This window comes from Marivirga sp. (assembly GCF_051117495.1).
Taxonomy (GTDB): Bacteria; Bacteroidota; Bacteroidia; order Cytophagales; family Cyclobacteriaceae; genus Marivirga.
Genome location: NZ_JBNPEF010000004.1, coordinates 196,418 through 212,443, shown reverse-complemented (window position 1 = coordinate 212,443; position 16,026 = coordinate 196,418). Strand labels below are relative to the sequence as shown.

General features: G+C 35.9%; 14 protein-coding genes. 3 read left to right on the top strand and 11 right to left on the bottom strand.

All coding sequences use genetic code 11. From position 1 onward, the window contains the following. The 7 genes from ACFE0M_RS01990 to ACFE0M_RS01960 are packed head-to-tail and all read right to left on the bottom strand — an operon-like array spanning position 1 to position 9,131. A complete protein-coding gene (locus ACFE0M_RS01990) occupies positions 1-1,536 on the bottom strand; it encodes an AMP-binding protein (RefSeq protein WP_434544072.1) in 1,536 nt (511 codons plus the stop codon). Further along, entirely contained in the window at positions 1,536-2,546 is a 1,011-nt protein-coding gene (locus ACFE0M_RS01985) for a hypothetical protein (protein WP_434544071.1), read from the bottom strand. Before ACFE0M_RS01985 ends, ACFE0M_RS01990 begins: the two co-directional genes overlap by 1 nt. Beyond that, positions 2,543-3,202, bottom strand: coding sequence for a hypothetical protein (locus tag ACFE0M_RS01980; RefSeq protein ID WP_434544070.1), 660 nt, complete (start codon positions 3,200-3,202; stop codon positions 2,543-2,545). Before ACFE0M_RS01980 ends, ACFE0M_RS01985 begins: the two co-directional genes overlap by 4 nt. Then, positions 3,199-4,287, bottom strand: a complete 1,089-nt coding sequence (locus ACFE0M_RS01975; protein ID WP_434544069.1) for a DUF3419 family protein — start codon at positions 4,285-4,287, stop codon at positions 3,199-3,201. The genes ACFE0M_RS01980 and ACFE0M_RS01975 overlap by 4 nt, the downstream gene beginning before the upstream one ends. Then, entirely contained in the window at positions 4,284-6,890 is a 2,607-nt protein-coding gene (locus tag ACFE0M_RS01970; protein WP_434544068.1) for a PEP/pyruvate-binding domain-containing protein, read from the bottom strand. Before ACFE0M_RS01970 ends, ACFE0M_RS01975 begins: the two co-directional genes overlap by 4 nt. Next, positions 6,887-7,858: a UbiA family prenyltransferase gene (locus ACFE0M_RS01965; protein ID WP_434544067.1), complete on the bottom strand. Its 972-nt coding sequence runs from the start codon at positions 7,856-7,858 to the stop codon at positions 6,887-6,889. The genes ACFE0M_RS01970 and ACFE0M_RS01965 overlap by 4 nt, the downstream gene beginning before the upstream one ends. Further along, a complete protein-coding gene (locus tag ACFE0M_RS01960; RefSeq protein WP_434544066.1) occupies positions 7,851-9,131 on the bottom strand; it encodes a hydroxymethylglutaryl-CoA reductase in 1,281 nt (426 codons plus the stop codon). Before ACFE0M_RS01960 ends, ACFE0M_RS01965 begins: the two co-directional genes overlap by 8 nt. A 286-nt stretch (positions 9,132-9,417) precedes the next feature. Between ACFE0M_RS01960 and ACFE0M_RS01955 the strand changes: the two genes are divergently transcribed. From ACFE0M_RS01955 to ACFE0M_RS01945, 3 genes are read left to right on the top strand one after another with little or no spacing between them, the layout of a single operon-like run. Further along, positions 9,418-9,909, top strand: coding sequence for a hypothetical protein (locus ACFE0M_RS01955; protein WP_434544065.1), 492 nt, complete (start codon positions 9,418-9,420; stop codon positions 9,907-9,909). Between the two features lie 11 nt (positions 9,910-9,920). Beyond that, positions 9,921-10,385 carry a DUF2147 domain-containing protein gene (locus tag ACFE0M_RS01950; RefSeq protein WP_434544064.1) on the top strand — a complete coding sequence of 155 codons (465 nt, stop codon included), beginning with the start codon at positions 9,921-9,923 and terminating at the stop codon, positions 10,383-10,385. A gap of 5 nt (positions 10,386-10,390) precedes the next feature. Beyond that, positions 10,391-11,524 (top strand): DUF6268 family outer membrane beta-barrel protein, encoded by a 1,134-nt coding sequence (locus ACFE0M_RS01945; RefSeq protein ID WP_434544063.1) that lies wholly within the window; start codon positions 10,391-10,393, stop codon positions 11,522-11,524. A 75-nt stretch (positions 11,525-11,599) separates the two neighbouring features. Here ACFE0M_RS01945 and ACFE0M_RS01940 read toward each other — a convergent pair whose 3' ends face one another. From ACFE0M_RS01940 to argS, 4 genes are all read right to left on the bottom strand, one after another. Then, positions 11,600-12,445, bottom strand: a complete 846-nt coding sequence (locus ACFE0M_RS01940; protein ID WP_434544062.1) for a universal stress protein — start codon at positions 12,443-12,445, stop codon at positions 11,600-11,602. Between the two features lie 81 nt (positions 12,446-12,526). Next, positions 12,527-13,423, bottom strand: a complete 897-nt coding sequence (locus ACFE0M_RS01935; protein ID WP_434544061.1) for a 1,4-dihydroxy-2-naphthoate polyprenyltransferase — start codon at positions 13,421-13,423, stop codon at positions 12,527-12,529. 2 nt (positions 13,424-13,425) lie between these two features. Beyond that, positions 13,426-13,872: a glutathione peroxidase gene (locus ACFE0M_RS01930; RefSeq protein WP_434544060.1), complete on the bottom strand. Its 447-nt coding sequence runs from the start codon at positions 13,870-13,872 to the stop codon at positions 13,426-13,428. A gap of 353 nt (positions 13,873-14,225) precedes the next feature. Beyond that, on the bottom strand, positions 14,226-16,016 hold the full coding sequence (gene argS, locus ACFE0M_RS01925) for an arginine--tRNA ligase (RefSeq protein ID WP_434544059.1): 1,791 nt from the start codon (positions 16,014-16,016) through the stop codon (positions 14,226-14,228). Positions 16,017-16,026: the final 10 nt, after the last annotated feature.

The window sequence follows — 16,026 nt, the reverse complement described above, 5'->3', positions numbered from 1 at the left end:
TCAGTGGAGTTTACTAGCCAACATATTTTTCAGTTTTTTGTATTCTATTTTTGAAAAATGGCGAGGGTCTCTAGGGATTTTCTTTACAAAATACACCTCATCAATACCTTCAATTGCCATTATTTCAGTTGTTATTTTTTCAATATCTCCCTTAGATTGAGCTTCTATGACTGCATAATTCTTATCCTTTATGCTAAGAATGGTTCCAGCATTTACGCCTTCTATTGAATTCAGGATCTGTTCATAAAGGAAGGGTGAAAAATAGCCTGAAGCCCTTTCAATCATAGCATCACAGGGACCTGTCAGATACAGATCATTGCCAATTTTAAAGCCGCTATCTCCAGTTCGATGCCAACATACATCTTCAACCCAGATTTTCTGCCTTTCCATAGCCTCCGGATTATTTACATATTCTTTTAAAACATGGGAGCCTGAGACTATGATTTCTCCAATTTTCTCGTCCTTCAGACTGAGCGTTTTGAGCTCATTTGATGTTTGTATTTTGATATTTCCTTCCTTTATCGGAATAATCAAAACTTCTGCTGCTGCATCGATTGAGCCAACATATAACCCCTTGTCCTTTGCTAAATCTCGCTGTGCCAAATCTTGAGTATTTACACTGCTTATGGGTTCTGCTTCGGTTGAGCCATATAGAATTTTTGAAGTAGAATTTGGGAATGCCTGAATATAAGTTTTTGCTTCTTCAGGAAATACTGCCGCTCCTCCAGTGAATATCCGTTTAATATTTTTGATAGGTCTATTGCGCTCACTCGCATACTGAGCTAGTTTAAAAATGAAATAGGGAGAAGAAGCAATACTTTCCACTTGATGTTTTTCTATCTGTGCAATTACCTTTTCAGCTTTCAAGCTTTCAGGTTTTGAAGCTTTAAAATCAGCAATTACAGAAGTGATCCCTTTGCCTAGATTTATCATTAAAACGATGGGTAAAACCGGCATATCGACTTTGGAGATTTCAGGATCAATTTTCTTTTCCAATACTGAAAATTGCGCTTTTAGAAAGCCATGTGTTCGTTTAGCGGCTTTTGGAGTGCCGCTACTCCCAGTAGTGAATGTGATGAGAGCGGTATCATTCATATCAGTTGAGATATTTTTTGCAGGAATATCGTAGTCTTTGTATGTTACCCCTAGCTTAATAGGAATTTTCCGTATTTCAGAAGAAAAGAAGGTCAATATTCTGGCTTTTCTTATTCCGATAAAGGCTGTGCATTCTGCAATTTTGCAACATAGATTTAACCTTTTAAAACTTACCCATTCATCCAGAAAAACTGCTGTGGCACCAATTTTAAATAAAGCCAAAACGATTCGGTAAAGATTAATTCCCATTGGGACAAAAACCAGCACTTTATCATTTTTTGAAATTCCTTTTTGCTGAAAATAGGCAGCCGTAATATCAATTTCTTTCGCTAATTGACTGTAAGTGATTTGAGTTTCTTTCTCAATAATCGCGATTCGGTCAGGAAAATGCTTTGCTGATTCCGTAAAAAGTGAAACGATATTGAATTGGCCAGCTTCCATCAGAGTTCTTTTGAATACAGAAAATAGCGATTTATAGGTTTTCCAGCAAATTTTGTAGAGATACTGGAAGAATTCGCATCTTCATCCATTAAGGCGTGGATTATGGATTGATATCCATCTTTTTTAGCTTTTCGGTACAGCAAACTGCCCATTAATTGCCCTAGTCCTCTCCATTTTGGGTCAGGATGACGAGCTATGGTTTTAATAATTAATCTTTTTTCCGCAGGATTCAGGTGATCATCCAGACAAAAGAAAAAAGCTAGGAAATTCCCGTCTTCATCTTCAGCAATGCGCGTATATTCTTGATTAAGAATTTTTTCAGTGCTCATATATTTTTGTACAAATTCTTCTTTTTCCAGAGGCGTAAATAAAAAATTATGAGCAAAGGCTTGGTGAACTAGTTCATGCAATTTTTTAAGATCGCCAGCAAAATCAGTCATATTGATGGGGCGAACATTCACTTTTAATGATTTTTGTAATTCAATCAGCTCATTTTCAGGTTCTAAAGAATCTGTCGGGATTTCTTCCACCAGCTTACTATTGTAATTCCTAATAGGCTGAAAACCTGCATTTAAAAAGTGCTTTTGATAATAATTCAGGTGATGAGGTTCCAAAAAGAATGGGGAATTGGTGCTTTCCGCAAAACGGTATGTGCCCCATGTACTTCCGTTCATAGGCCCTAAAAGGAATTTTGCTCCTAACTTTTTGGCGTCTTCAGAAACTTGATCAATTAAAATTTGTGCTGCTTTCGGGTGATTTTCAGCTTCATAATTTCCGATGCAGCAGGTTGGTTGGTTTTGAAAATTCAAATTATGGTTTTGGTATAAAGCGGCTCTTGCTAGAAGATTGTTTTCATCTTCTACTCCATAAATGGCAATCAAATTCTTAAAATCAATGTCCTCCGGCACCTTCCATTTGGGACTATCTTCAGGATAAATTCCTTTTGGGAAATTATAGAATCTGTTGAAGTCAGCCGATTCGGGAGATATTTTTTTGATTTTAAGACTCATAAAATGAATTTTAAGATAATGATGACTATTAAGGGGATGCTGAGGTTGTCAAATCCTTTTCCGCTAATGGTTTCAGTCAAACTAGATAAGACAGCCACTACAGCGCTGTATAGAATTATATTGAATGTATTGAGATCCGTCAGCATCCACATCAAAATACATGACAAGATCAGGCAAGATCCCATAAAACCAAGTGTACCTGAAAGCGATTTGCTCCCTCTTTTATATTTGCCAAAAGGCTTTCTTTTTCCTGCTAATGCCGCTATAGGATCACAAATAGCTAAAGTTAGAATAGGCAGGTAGAAAAAAAGTATTTCTTGATTGAAGCTGCCATAAGCATAGAAACAACCGTAAACTGATATCGGATATAACAGACTTCCATAGGAGGTGCGATCAATAGCATTAATCGATTGCAGAAAATTAAACCGCATGCTTAAACTCAGGAGTAATAAGAAGCTGCTGCTAAGCAGTAAAACAGACCAATGACTAGTCAGTAGAATTGGAAATAGTAGGGTGATGATGCCGGTACCGATATGTGCGATTTTTCGGGTGAGTTCGACTTTCCATTTGAAGCGATGATACAGTAATTCAGTCATTCCAAATAGGAAAAGAAATGATAATGCCAGTAAAGAAATCGCAATCAAATCTACTTTCATTTCCGTTGCTCTATGAGTATTTGGTGATAGAAAAAGCCTTTGTCTTTTTCTGTTAAAGTATCTGACAATGAAGCTTGAAAGGCTAAATCCCGTGGAAATTCTTTAGATAACTGTCGGGTTACCATCAAATTCCAGTAAGCCATTTTACCGTCTCTGTTCAATCCATTAATTAATTCTTTTCCCGTATTTTGAAATGTTTCTACATCCATATATTCAAATATGTTGGATAAATTCATGTAGTCAAATGCATCATATTGATCTATTACATCTTGTGCATATCCTTCAAAAAGTTGTAGGGCTTTCAAATTTCCTTTGATGTTGCCATAATTTTCTTCTCTAAGATAATACGGTAAATGGACACCGAATTCTCCTGTTAAGTTGTAGTTTAGAATGAAATTCTGTTGAGCGCTTTTTGATTGTAAATGCGCTTCTGCCTTACGGAAAATATATTCTGCTACAGGAATTTCAACTTGCTTTAAGAATTCAGGATCTCTTCCGAATTTTCCCATTATGGCTTTACTAAAGAATAATTTGAATAGCATTCGCCAACGCCAGGTATTCCATTTGTTTCTATAAAAGTCTATCTGTGCCAATTCAGACTTTTCTTGAAATAGCTTTTTGATTGTTTTTCTAGAGTGTATGAATGGCAATATTTTCTGACTAAACAATTGGAAATATTTTTCAAATTTCCCCTGATGGATGATTCCATTTTGAATTTCGCTCTTCTGTTGATCAAAGAAGGCTTTTGCTTCCCGCCCTAATTGCGATTTTAAATTCTCAAAGGTTTTCAGTCGATTTTTATCTGGCCAAAAGCCAAGAAATTGTAAGCACTCTTCTCGCTCCAAATTTCGGATGGCTACTTTCTTTAATTCGCATAAGTGCAATTGTGTTTTGCTAATATCTACAGCAACTACTATTTCAGGATTGCTAGAAAGTAGTGCAAAGCTATTATCTCCAGCAGAAGCAATGGATAAAATTTTACTTCCTGAAGCTGGCTTTAGTCCCTCCAATAAAATGTCTGCATCCTCCCAGCAGTTTGCATAGCGGATTTTATCGAAGCTAACTTTATCAATTGAACTGCTCATTTTGATTCAAGGATTTTGATAATACCTGAGCTTCCGTCCATTAGCACTTCATCTCCCGATTTTAATTGTTTCAATAAGCCTGTAACACTTACGATACAGGGAATCCCCATTTCTCTGGAAACAATTGCAGAATGGCTTAGCAGACTGCCCCTTTCTACTATGATGCCTGAAGCTGAGGGAAATAAGGTGACCCAACCTGGATCCGTGCTAGAAGTAACTAAAATATCTCCGTTTAGGCTGTCCACCTCATTTGGATGTTTAACTAGCCGGACTTTGGCTCTTACTTTTCCAGGGCAACAACCAATTCCTTTCAGTTCTCCATCATTTGAACTGGTTTCTTCTCTTCCAGAAATTTCACTACTATACACAATGCCATTAGTTGAAAATCTTTCTGGAGGAGGCTCCTCTGTTTCAAAGCGCTCATATTCAGCTTTTCGAATGGCTATGTTAGATTTTAAATCGGTAAAAACTGCGCGTCCTTCTATATAGCCTTCTATTTCAGATTTAGTCAAATAGAATATATCCCGACTGTTTTCGATGAGGTCTTCTTCATAAAACCTTTTTCCGATATGGGAAAATAGCATTCTGACTATTCCAAAAGCTCTAGTTCTTTCGTATCTCAAGTTTTCCCGTCCACTCACCAACTGTCTGGTGATTTTAAGAATATAGCGCAGCCACCATTTTTTGATCAATTTAAATCTTAATTTTTCTTGAATTTCTTTTTCCGCATTTGCTCGCAGCTCCTGTTCTAAATTGCCTGAGGTAGATTTTACCGTTATATTTTGCTGCACATAAGATTGCAAAACGCGGATCAGTTGCTCCGGAGCTTGTTCATACGATAGCGTTTCGAGCTTTAATTCGCCTACACATCTTTCACCAAAATCATGGATATAATCTTCAATTTGTTTTTTAAGAGCTAGGATATCAGGATCTGTTTTTTCTGATTGTAAATTCTTCCAGACGATCTCAGGAGAACCCTCGAAAAATGCTTTTATATCCTCATCTTGATTTATAAAAGTGGCTATGGCAATACTTCGGTGTATGGGTTGTGTTGAAATTATATCAGAACTTCCGCATAGCAAGTCATTGTGAATATTGGGATTTTCGCTTTTCAAATATTTGAGCGTACTTTTTTGCAACATGCCAAACCAAATCATGGCAAAAAAATCATTCAATAAGGGCGCTTTCCATTCATTGAGCAGCTTTTGTTCGAAGTCTAGGTATAGTTTCAAGAGTTCAGGAGCAGATTTTGAATTGAAATCAATGGCCTTGTACTGGCTGATGGTTTCCTCCAATAATTGCATGAATTCCTTGCGTTTTTTGGGCAAAGAAAACATCCGCTTCAGCATCTTAAAAGCAGTTTTGGCGATTGACCAATAGGCTTGTCCTTTTGAAATAATATAATCTTGTGGAATGTCAAAGCGTTCCTTAACGCCCATCATGGTTTCCATATAGCGGGCATTGAGGCTATAGCCCGGCAACATGGCTAACATCAAATACCAGGTTTTTAGATTATAATATACTCTGCCTTTTATTAACCCTAAGGTGTTTTTAAAAACTTGCTGGTTTTTGGCTATCACTTTGGGATCAACACCCATATAAGCACTGAAAAGCTGATAGGCCTGCTGATAAGATTGACTTATAAATGAAAATGTAAGTGGAGTGGTAACGCCCGGATAAGATTCTATGATGTTGCTGTTATCCCACAGGATATAATTTTCAGTATTATTTTTTTTATTTCCAGTGGTGATCGGTCGGCTTTGCAAAAGATATAATTCCTTATTTCGATAGGCAAACTCAATATCTTGTGGAGCTTTAAAATGATTTTTCAGTTGGGACAGAAGGGTTTTTAATTCTGCAATTTGAGTTGAGTTTAGGGTGGATTGCTTTTGCTTCTCTTTAGTAAGAGTAACTTTTTTTAAACCACAACCAGCTTGATTATCAAAGATCAGTTGATGCTTTTTGTCTGCAATTTCTTCTTTTGTTCCTGCAGCATTGATCAAGTACATATCTGCATCTAATTGTCCAGAAACCAAGCCTTCACCTGCGCCAAATACAGCATTAATAATTTGCTCATCTTCATTTCCATCTGCCGGATTAGCCCCAAAAGCCACTCCCGAAACATCTGCCTCTACCATTTCCTGTAGAATAATGGCAATAGAAAGATGTGTACTGTCTAATTTTTTGGAATGCATGTATTTTTTTACTCGATCAGCATATACCGATAACCAAACTTTTCGAATGGCAGATTGGATATCTAAAATCGGAACATACATTATGCTTTCAAATAAACCGGCAAAAGAGGATTCTTGGCTGTCTTCCATACTGGCTGAGGAGCGAACCGCTAGCAGTGCCTGATTGCCAAACAACCCTTCGATGTCTTGAATAAATTTATCAGGGAATCGATAATTTTCAATGAAATTGATAATAGCATTATCGTCATTTACATTTTGAGAAATCAGATCAGTCAACTCATTTGCAGGAATAATAATGAATTTAGGAACTTGAAAACCTTGATTCTTTAGATGGATCAAATTTGCTCCTTTTCCACCAGCATTTTTAAGGTCAATAGTATCAATATCGTTTCCTGAAATGATTTTCATATCGAGCCGATCAAACGTGAAATCATCGGGCCAGCACCTAAGATCAGGTACATGGCAATGGTCCAAATGGCGGAAGCATGTTCAATGAATTTTGCTGTTTTGGCATCTTTTTTTCCCAAAAAGAGAAAGGCAGGGAACAGGCAAATCATGAATACGAACAGTAAAATCAAATAAATTTCCATGCTGTAATCTGCAAAATAGGAAGCTGCAATGCTCAGCAGGAGAGTTGCAAATAATACTACAATCCAGAGGTAAACAGCTTTTGGAATCCCCAACATAGAAGTATAAGTCAAAACACCTTCTGATTCTTGTTGAGGCGTTCTTATTTTTCTGCCGACTTCTAACACAATGCCATTCATATAAGATACGGCAAAGAAAAAAAGCAATCCGACAGGAGCCTGGACATCAGCCAAAAACCAATCCAATCCGCTTGCATAGACATCTATGAATGGTATGATGAACATATGTGAAGTGACATACCAAAATTGATGCTTTTTTAGCCATTCGGCAATGAAAAATTCTTTGGTCATCAATAGCAGGTAAATGATCACTCCGGCATATAGCAGCAACATCTTTGGAAAGAAAACAGTATTGATGATGATTTGGGCTATAAAAACAACCCATCCGATAACGGCTAATTCTTTCAGGGAAATTAGGCCTCTTGGAACCGGTAGTTCTTGCCTGAATTTTGCGTCATCTTTAGCATCCTTGAATTCATCCAATATTCGGACTAATAGAAAAAGTGTAATGGTAGTAAAAATTCCCAGAAGAAATTTTTCTGTGCTTACAAATCCTTCTGCTCCACGGCTAATTCTTGAATAGGATATTGCTGAAAAACTGAAAACAGCAACTAAAAATCCATGTCCTAAAATCGGGAAACGTTCTTTTTGATAGATGTATAGTCTTTTTAAAAATGAGGCTTTATTTTCATCCTCTTTGCTATACTGATTGATAGTATAATCACTCATTTTTTCTTCCTAGTTTTTGATGTGCAGCCGTAAAATGACCAACTGATAATGCGGCAGCAATGGATAACTCACCTGCTAAAACAACTGCTCCGCATATTTCTGCAAATTTCCTAGCTCTACCTTTTCCATAGCAATCCATTAATTCCAAGCATTCTTTTTGGGTAGGCAGTCCGGTTCCGCCTCCAATTGTACCTACAATTAAATTAGGCAAAGTAACACTGGCATACAAATCGCCATTGTCATTGACCTCCATTCGGGTTACGCCAACTGCGGCTTCTGCAATACAAGCTACATCTTGACCAGTAGCTAGAAATAAAGCTGTTAGACCATTTGCATAATGACCTTGTGCGCCAATGGCACCACTTTGAATAGTCCCCAATGTGGAGGTTTTCCAATATTCTTCCATCTCTTTTGGACTGCTTTTCAATACATCTTTTACAATGGACACAGGTATTGTGATTTCCGTTGTTACTTTTTTACCACGAACGCTGGTGAAGGATAAAGATGTAGCCTTTTTATCTCCTGAATAATTTCCTTCCACATACCATTTTATGGGCTTTATAGGGCTGTTGGTTATGATAAATTGACAAATTTGATCTGTGCAAATTGTCACCATATTCTGTCCTGAAGCATCACCGGTTTCAAATTCAAATGTCAAAATAAGATGATTGCCTTCTATATTGGAGCTGATATCCTGCAATTGAGCAAAACGACTACTTTTTTGGACCAATTCATGGATATGGCGAGTTTGTTCATAAAACCAAACCAAAAAACCGCCTAAATCTCCCAGATTATCAAATTTAAAAACAGGCGATCTTTTGACAGATTCTATTAAACATATAGAAGTAGCACCGCCAGATAAAGTGCAGGCTTTTGCCCCTCTTTGATATGAGGCTACTAAGGCACCTTCTGTTGTAGCCAGTGGGACATAGAAATCTCCTTGAGCTACAGAACCTACTACTCTCAATGGCCCAATCATTCCGGTTGGGACCTGAACACAGCCGATAAAATTCTCAATATTTCCCCGAAAATCTTCAGCACTAAGTTTACTGCTTTGGTTAAATAAATATTGAGGATTTTGTTGAATATACTTTTTGATAAATGTTTTTCTTTCAGAAGTGCCTTCCTCACTGACAGGAAATTCATTCGGGAAAAATTGATGGTCTTCCACTTTAACTGATTTATTCTTAACCTTTTTTATCAGATCTGGAATATCATGAAGCATATTCAGCGTTTGGAGGGCCTTTTGGGTTCGTTTGCTAGATGAAGACATAATTTAATTAGTTCAGTCAAAGTACTTTAGGTAAATGTAAATTGTTATGTGAATATTTCATATATCAAACGCACATTTTTTTACTTATGTATTTAAGCTAATCGCTATTAATAATTGCACTCAATTTGATGATACTCTTTAATCTTCTTTAGTATTATTATAATATATTATTATGATTATCATAACAAAATTTAATACCGTAAAAACCCTTACGGTAAAACATTATTTCATAATTTCCCATTTGATTAAAATAATTTATATCCAAAAAGGAGTTATGAAATTAGATATGAAAAAGTCCATAAATCTCAGTTCAATTTTAGTATTATTTCTTTTGTTTTCTTGTGGAGAAACGGAGACTAAAACTATTTCTTCTGCTAATGTCGAAATGCTAGAGGAATATCCAATGGAAGGTTCTAATACTGTAAGGGGTGTTTGGAAGGTGGATTTAGCCGGTGTGGATATTACTAAAATAAAAAATGCAAAGGTAACTTCTATTAGGGTAGAAATGACAGAGCCTTCTGAGTCAAGTGTTATAGCCGAAATCATTATGCAGTTAGCAGCTTCTGGTGCAAGCATGCAAAGGGTAGGAGTTTTGAACCCCGTGCCTGAAAATAGTAAGACATTTGAAATGTCAATTGCTGAAAAGCAAGAAAACTTAGTTGATCTGTTAAAGCAAGATGAAATAACATTTGTGGCAGATGTAAATTTAAAAGAGGAGCCATCTTCAGGGCTTTCCATTAAATCCAAAATAGAATTTGAATTAGAAGTTAAACAATAAAGAAAACCAAAATGAAAAAGTTACTTATATTTTTACTGACCATAGCTACTATTTACATCACTTCACCAATTCAAGCACAAGATGCAAAAGATGGAGATGCATTAATTGGAGTTTGGGAACCCAGCCATGGAAAAGCCAGGATTAAGATAGATAAGATTGCCGATAAATATTATGGAAGAATTGTCTGGTTGAAAGAACCTAATGACCCAGAAACAGGAGAGCCAAAATTAGATAAAAATAATCCCGATGAATCTATGCATTCTGCTCCTTTGAGAGGTTATAGAATGCTTAAGGATTTTGTATATCAAGATGATGGGAAATGGACTGAAGGGACTATTTATGATCCAGAAAATGGAAATACTTATAGCTGTGATATTGAACTAAAAGATGAAAATACACTAGATATTCGTGGATATATTGGCGTAAAAACTTTTGGTCGCACGGACGTTTGGAAAAGGCTAAAATTGAAAAAATGATAAGTATGAAAAACATCATAGTTTCAATTTTAGCTCTATTTTTTTTATTGATTTTTACTCCTAATGTAAACGCTCAAGAAGAAGGAGAAGATGATGAAATTGATTGGGATGCTTATGGAGAAGTAGAGTATGCTGGTGGTCAGACTAAATCTTACGCAAATGCAAAAATTGTGGGCTTAAGTCCTGCTAAATTTATCACAGTAGGGTATGAGCAACAATTACCCTATAATTACCGCTACTCAGAAATTGATAAGGATGCTTATGCCTTTGATCAAGATAGACAGGAAGCAATTGACAATAATTTAGCAGAAGAAGGTAGGATTGGATATACCGGAGGATTAAGAATAAACGCTAATATTCCAGTCATATCCACCAATTCATTCATTTGGCAAATGGGAGCAAATTATATGCAATCAGCTTATCGGTTTAGCCAGGATGACTTATTGGAAGGAGGATTGAAGCAACAGTTAGATGGAAGAAGTTTGCACACAGCAGGCCTTTTTACAACGCTTTATAAGCCATTCAATGAAACCGCTTTTATGTTGTTGCAGGCCCAAGCAGATATGAGTGGAGATTATAATCTTAGCAATTTAGGGAGCCAATATCTGCGATATTCAGCAGCCGCTTTATTTGGTAAACGACCTCACGATCGATTACAATGGGCTATTGGTTTGAGTCGAACCTATAGGGTTGGAGCCCCAAATTATGTTCCCATTTTGTTGTATAATTATACTTCTCAAAATCGTAAGTGGGGGATTGAAGCACTTTTGCCTGCCAGAGCATTTTATCGGTACAGTATAAATCAAACTAACCTAATATTGGCAGGATTTGAACTAGAGGGGGCTAGTTATAGAATTGGAGGTTTATCAAATCCAAAAGCTGGTGAAATAAGTAGTTTTGAAATTAGAAGAGGCGAAATCAAAGCTAGGGTAGAATACCAAAGAAGATTAGTGGGGTTTTTCTGGTGGTCGGTTCAAGCTGGAGTCAGAATAGACTATTCTTATGATGCGGATTTCTTAGACAATGGTGATGAGACCTTAAGAGTTTTTGGAATTTTGGGTGATGCACCTTTTTCTATGAGAAATTCATTAGGACCTGCCCCTTACTTTAATTTTTCTATCAGTTTTGTGAGTCCTTAATTTTCAATTTATGTAAAATTAAAAAGGCTTGCATTTCAAAATGCAAGCCTTTTTAATGACTAAATTTTTATATCCTTAATCAGCCAATTTCATTGTTAAGACAGGTCTTTTAGAGTGGTTTACCACATCTTCTGCTATACTTCCACTTAAAAGATGCATTAATCCTTTTCTTCCGTGAGTTCCCATAGCGATTAAATCTATATTATTTTCTTTAGCAAATTCTAATATACCTTCTTCTTCATTAATGCCATTGTGAATATGTTTTTCTGCCTCCAAGCCATTGTTTTTCATGTATTCATCCATACGCTTATTAGTAGTGGTGGATGATTCAAAATTGTTGGGAGTATTTATCTTTAATAAATGTATTTTAGCATAAGAAAGATGAGCTATTTCTTTTAGTTTGGCCGCTAGTTCTTTGTCATCGTTCTTGAGAGCACTAGCAAAAACAATATTATCAATATTGGCTAAGCTGATTTCTTCTTTTAAGGTCAAAACTGGGCATTTTGCATTTCTCACTACTTTTTCAGCATTAGAACCAATTAAAATTTCATCTACTCCACTGCTTCCGCTCGTACCCATGATAACCATATCAGGTTCGTACTCATTTACAATGGAAGAAATATTATAATAAGTATTTCCCGCTTTTAATTCAGTTTTCAAATTTACTCCTTCCAGTAAATCATCTTCTTTAAGCTTTGCTAATTTCTTTTTTCCAAGTTCAATCATTTTCATTACAAAGACTCCTTCCATTCCATCTACATTTGTGGCTTCTCCCATTGTGTTGAAAGATGTTTGTCCAGGAATTTCCACTACATGCAAAAGGATTAATTCAGCATCAGTCTTTTTGGAAATTTCCACAGCTAATTTTAATGCATATTTAGCTTGATCTGAAAAGTCGGTTGGAACTAATATTTTTTTCATAGTGATATAGTTTTCGTTTATTGTTCAATTAAATATACGAATCTTATCCTAAAATGATGGGAAAATACTATAAAATATGAACTATAATTCAAGAATGGACAGTCCAAAAATTAACACAAACAATAAAGTTGAAAGTGCCAAGAATTTAAGTTGTGGATCATATTCAATTGAAGTCTTTGCTTTATAAACTTTATTAAGATGGATAATAAATAAAACAAAAGCAATAATTAGAATAAAAATACTTTTTATTTCTTCATGTATGAGTAAAAATATGATGGAAGCCAAACATCCCGAAACTATCAGAATGGTATGATAAAAGATCGCTTTACTTTCTCCAATTCTTACGGGAATACTGTTTTTACCAGCAGACTTATCTGATTTAATATCTCTGATATTGTTTATATTCAGAACCCCTGTGGCAAATAATCCGCAGCTAGCAGCCGGTAATAAAATTAAAGGCTCAAAACTTTCAGCATGGAGGAAGTAGGTACCACAAACACCTAATAAACCAAAGAATAGGAAAACGGAAATATCTCCAAGTCCACTATAGCCATAAGGTCTTTTTCCATTGGTATAGGCAATAGCTGCTGCGATGGCCGCTAAGCCCAACCCTAGGAAAACATAAAATGTGGTACTTCCAATACCGACTGAATAATGCAGTAATAATAATCCACTGATGAAAGAAAATGCTGCAAAAACTACGATAGAATTGAACATTGCTTTAGGAGAAATACTGCCTCTTTGCACACTTCTTTGAGGGCCTTCTCTATCAATGCTGTCTGCACCGTGAACGCTGTCCCCGTAATCGTTAGCTAGGTTGGAAAGAATTTGAAGAAATAGGGTAGTGGTTAAGCTTAAAATGCAGACTGACAAACTGAAATTACCATAGTATGCAGCCAAAAAACTACCCATTCCTATACATGATAAAGCCAAAGGTAAAGTCCTTAGCCTAAAGGCTTCCAACCAATTTTTTAACATATTTATAGTTTTTCAGCTATTTCACCAGGATTTACGGAGGAAGCATAAAAACTTATTTCCTCACCATTTTCGGAAACTAAATATTTACAAAAATTCCAAGTGGGCTCTTTTCCAGTTTGTTCTTTTAAAAATTTGAAAAGCGGATGTTGATTTTTACCCACTACTTCCATTTTGGTAAACATAGGAAATGTAACGCCATAATTCTTTTCGCAAAAGCTAGCTATTTGCTGATCCGAACCAGGTTCTTGTCCACCAAAATTATTAGCTGGAAATCCCAAAACGGTAATTTTTTCTCCAAATTCTTGATGTAATTTCTGTAAATCAGCATACTGGGGAGTATAGCCACACTCACTTGCCGTATTGACAATCAGTAATTTCTTACCCTTATAATCAGCAAAATCAATCATTTCTCCTTCTAATGATTGTATTTGAAAATCGTATATACTCATGTTTTGTTTCGTTTTATTTGAAGTTGTGAAAATAGATAAATTCAACAAAAGAAACAGAATTTGGAGGTGAATGTTCATGGATTGCGATTTTGGATTCGATACTGGTTATTCTTACTACTTGCTTTTAATTAACAAATTGACAGTTGACAAAAATAAGCTTGTAGCTTATTCAATAGACAAAAGTTCTAATCCCATTTCCTATTTTAATGGACTGATTTGTTTACCTTTTCTTATTGTAAACTGCATATTGTCTACTGTCTATTTTTTTTTCTATGTCCGGTCTGACCTGCGGTACTGACCTAATTAGCACTAATTTCATTTTGTCAATTGCATATTGTCAACTGTCTGTTTTCCTACATTTTTTCAGGAACATCCGCGCCCAATAAATTCATAGATTTTTCGATCGTTTCAGCTACGATTTTCGAGAAACCGATTCTGAAAGCTAATGCTTCTTGATCAGATTCATTGAAAATGGAAACCTCCGAATAGAATTTGTTATAAGCTTTGGCTACTTCATAAACATAATTAGCTATAATTGATGGAGCATATCCTGCTGCAGCCTCCTCTATTTTATTAGGTAAATCTATTATCAACTGTAAAACATTGTTTTCAGTAGGCTCCAATGAATTTAACTTTTCGCTTACCTTTGGTTCAATACCTAATTGTTCTCCCTTTCTTAAAATTGCACAAATTCTGGCATGTACATATTGAATAAAAGGACCGGTATTTCCTTGAAAATCAATGGATTCTTCAGGATTGAACATCATTCTTTTTACTGGGTCAACTTTTAATAGATAATATTTCAAAGCTCCTAAACCTAATTGTCGGTATAGTTCTTGAGCTTCTTCCTCATTGAATCCATCAATTTTGCCTAATTCATCTGTTCTGCTTTTGGCAGTCGAAAACATATCTTCCATCAAATCATCGGCATCAACAACAGTACCTTCCCTGGATTTCATTTTACCTGTTGGTAAATCTACCATGCCGTAAGATAAATGATAGCAGTTTTTTGCCCATTCGTAACCAAGTTTAGCTAAGATGATGAAAAGCACTTTGAAATGGTATTCCTGCTCGTTGCCTACCGTATAAATTTGTTGTTCGATTTTCGGAAAATCTCTATATCGTAAAATGGCAGTTCCAATATCTTGAGTCATATAAACAGAAGTTCCGTCTTTTCTTAGTAATAATTTCTCATCCAATCCATCTTCTGTCAAGTCAATCCAAACAGAACCATCTTCCTTTTTATAAGCTAAGCCTTCTTCTACTGCGCGTAGCACTTCCTCTTTACCTAATGAGAAGGTCTGAGATTCATAATACAGCTTATCAAAATCCACTCCCATGGTTTTGTAGGTGTTTTCAAAGCCTTTATAAACCCATCCATTCATTTTTTCCCAAAGGGCGTAAGTTTCAGGCTCTTTTTGCTCCCATTTCAGCAACATATCCTGAGCTTCTTTGATGATAGGAGCTTCTTTCTCCGCTTCTTCTTTAGTCTTCCCAGCTTCAACTAGCTCAGCTATCTGAGCTTTATATTTTTGATCGAAAATCACATAATATTTTCCTACTAATTTATCGCCTTTCATTCCGCTTGATTCAGGCGTTTCTCCTTCACCAAATTTTTGCCATGCCACCATCGATTTACAGATGTGAATCCCTCTATCGTTTATGATTTGCACTTTGTGGACTTTGTTACCATTAGCTTTTAAGATTTGCGCAACGGAATAGCCCAGGAAATTATTTCTTAAATGGCCTAAGTGCAGGGGTTTGTTGGTATTGGGGGACGAATATTCCACCATTACTTCTCTACCAGTTTCCGACTTATATCCGTAATTCGGAGTGTTTAATATATCAGAAGCGAGTTGTAGCCACACCTTATCGGCAAATACAATATTCAAAAATCCTTTTACCACATTAAATCCACTGACTAATTCAGAATTTTCCTGCATGAATTCACCTATTGCATTAGCTGTTTGCTCTGGACTTAATTTTGAAAAACGTCCTAGTGGAAAGCAAACCAAAGTATGGCTTCCTTCAAATTCTTTTCGGGTAGGTTGAATTTGGATATGATTCTCATCCAAATCATGTTCAAATAAAGTTTTGAATGCCTTTAGAGATAATGTTTTAAGTTCTTCTGTTAAGTTTAACATGATAGAGAAT

Bases quoted from the DNA above. Each gene is read 5' to 3' on its own strand.
- ACFE0M_RS01990 (WP_434544072.1), bottom strand. From the start codon at position 1,536: ATGGAAGCTGGCCAATTCAATATCGTTTCACTTTTTACGGAATCAGCA.
- ACFE0M_RS01985 (WP_434544071.1), bottom strand. From the start codon at position 2,546: ATGAGTCTTAAAATCAAAAAAATATCTCCCGAATCGGCTGACTTCAAC.
- ACFE0M_RS01980 (WP_434544070.1), bottom strand. From the start codon at position 3,202: ATGAAAGTAGATTTGATTGCGATTTCTTTACTGGCATTATCATTTCTT.
- ACFE0M_RS01975 (WP_434544069.1), bottom strand. From the start codon at position 4,287: ATGAGCAGTTCAATTGATAAAGTTAGCTTCGATAAAATCCGCTATGCA.
- ACFE0M_RS01970 (WP_434544068.1), bottom strand. From the start codon at position 6,890: ATGAAAATCATTTCAGGAAACGATATTGATACTATTGACCTTAAAAAT.
- ACFE0M_RS01965 (WP_434544067.1), bottom strand. From the start codon at position 7,858: ATGAGTGATTATACTATCAATCAGTATAGCAAAGAGGATGAAAATAAA.
- ACFE0M_RS01960 (WP_434544066.1), bottom strand. From the start codon at position 9,131: ATGTCTTCATCTAGCAAACGAACCCAAAAGGCCCTCCAAACGCTGAAT.
- ACFE0M_RS01955 (WP_434544065.1), top strand. From the start codon at position 9,418: ATGAAAAAGTCCATAAATCTCAGTTCAATTTTAGTATTATTTCTTTTG.
- ACFE0M_RS01950 (WP_434544064.1), top strand. From the start codon at position 9,921: ATGAAAAAGTTACTTATATTTTTACTGACCATAGCTACTATTTACATC.
- ACFE0M_RS01945 (WP_434544063.1), top strand. From the start codon at position 10,391: ATGAAAAACATCATAGTTTCAATTTTAGCTCTATTTTTTTTATTGATT.
- ACFE0M_RS01940 (WP_434544062.1), bottom strand. From the start codon at position 12,445: ATGAAAAAAATATTAGTTCCAACCGACTTTTCAGATCAAGCTAAATAT.
- ACFE0M_RS01935 (WP_434544061.1), bottom strand. From the start codon at position 13,423: ATGTTAAAAAATTGGTTGGAAGCCTTTAGGCTAAGGACTTTACCTTTG.
- ACFE0M_RS01930 (WP_434544060.1), bottom strand. From the start codon at position 13,872: ATGAGTATATACGATTTTCAAATACAATCATTAGAAGGAGAAATGATT.
- argS (WP_434544059.1), bottom strand. From the start codon at position 16,016: ATGTTAAACTTAACAGAAGAACTTAAAACATTATCTCTAAAGGCATTC.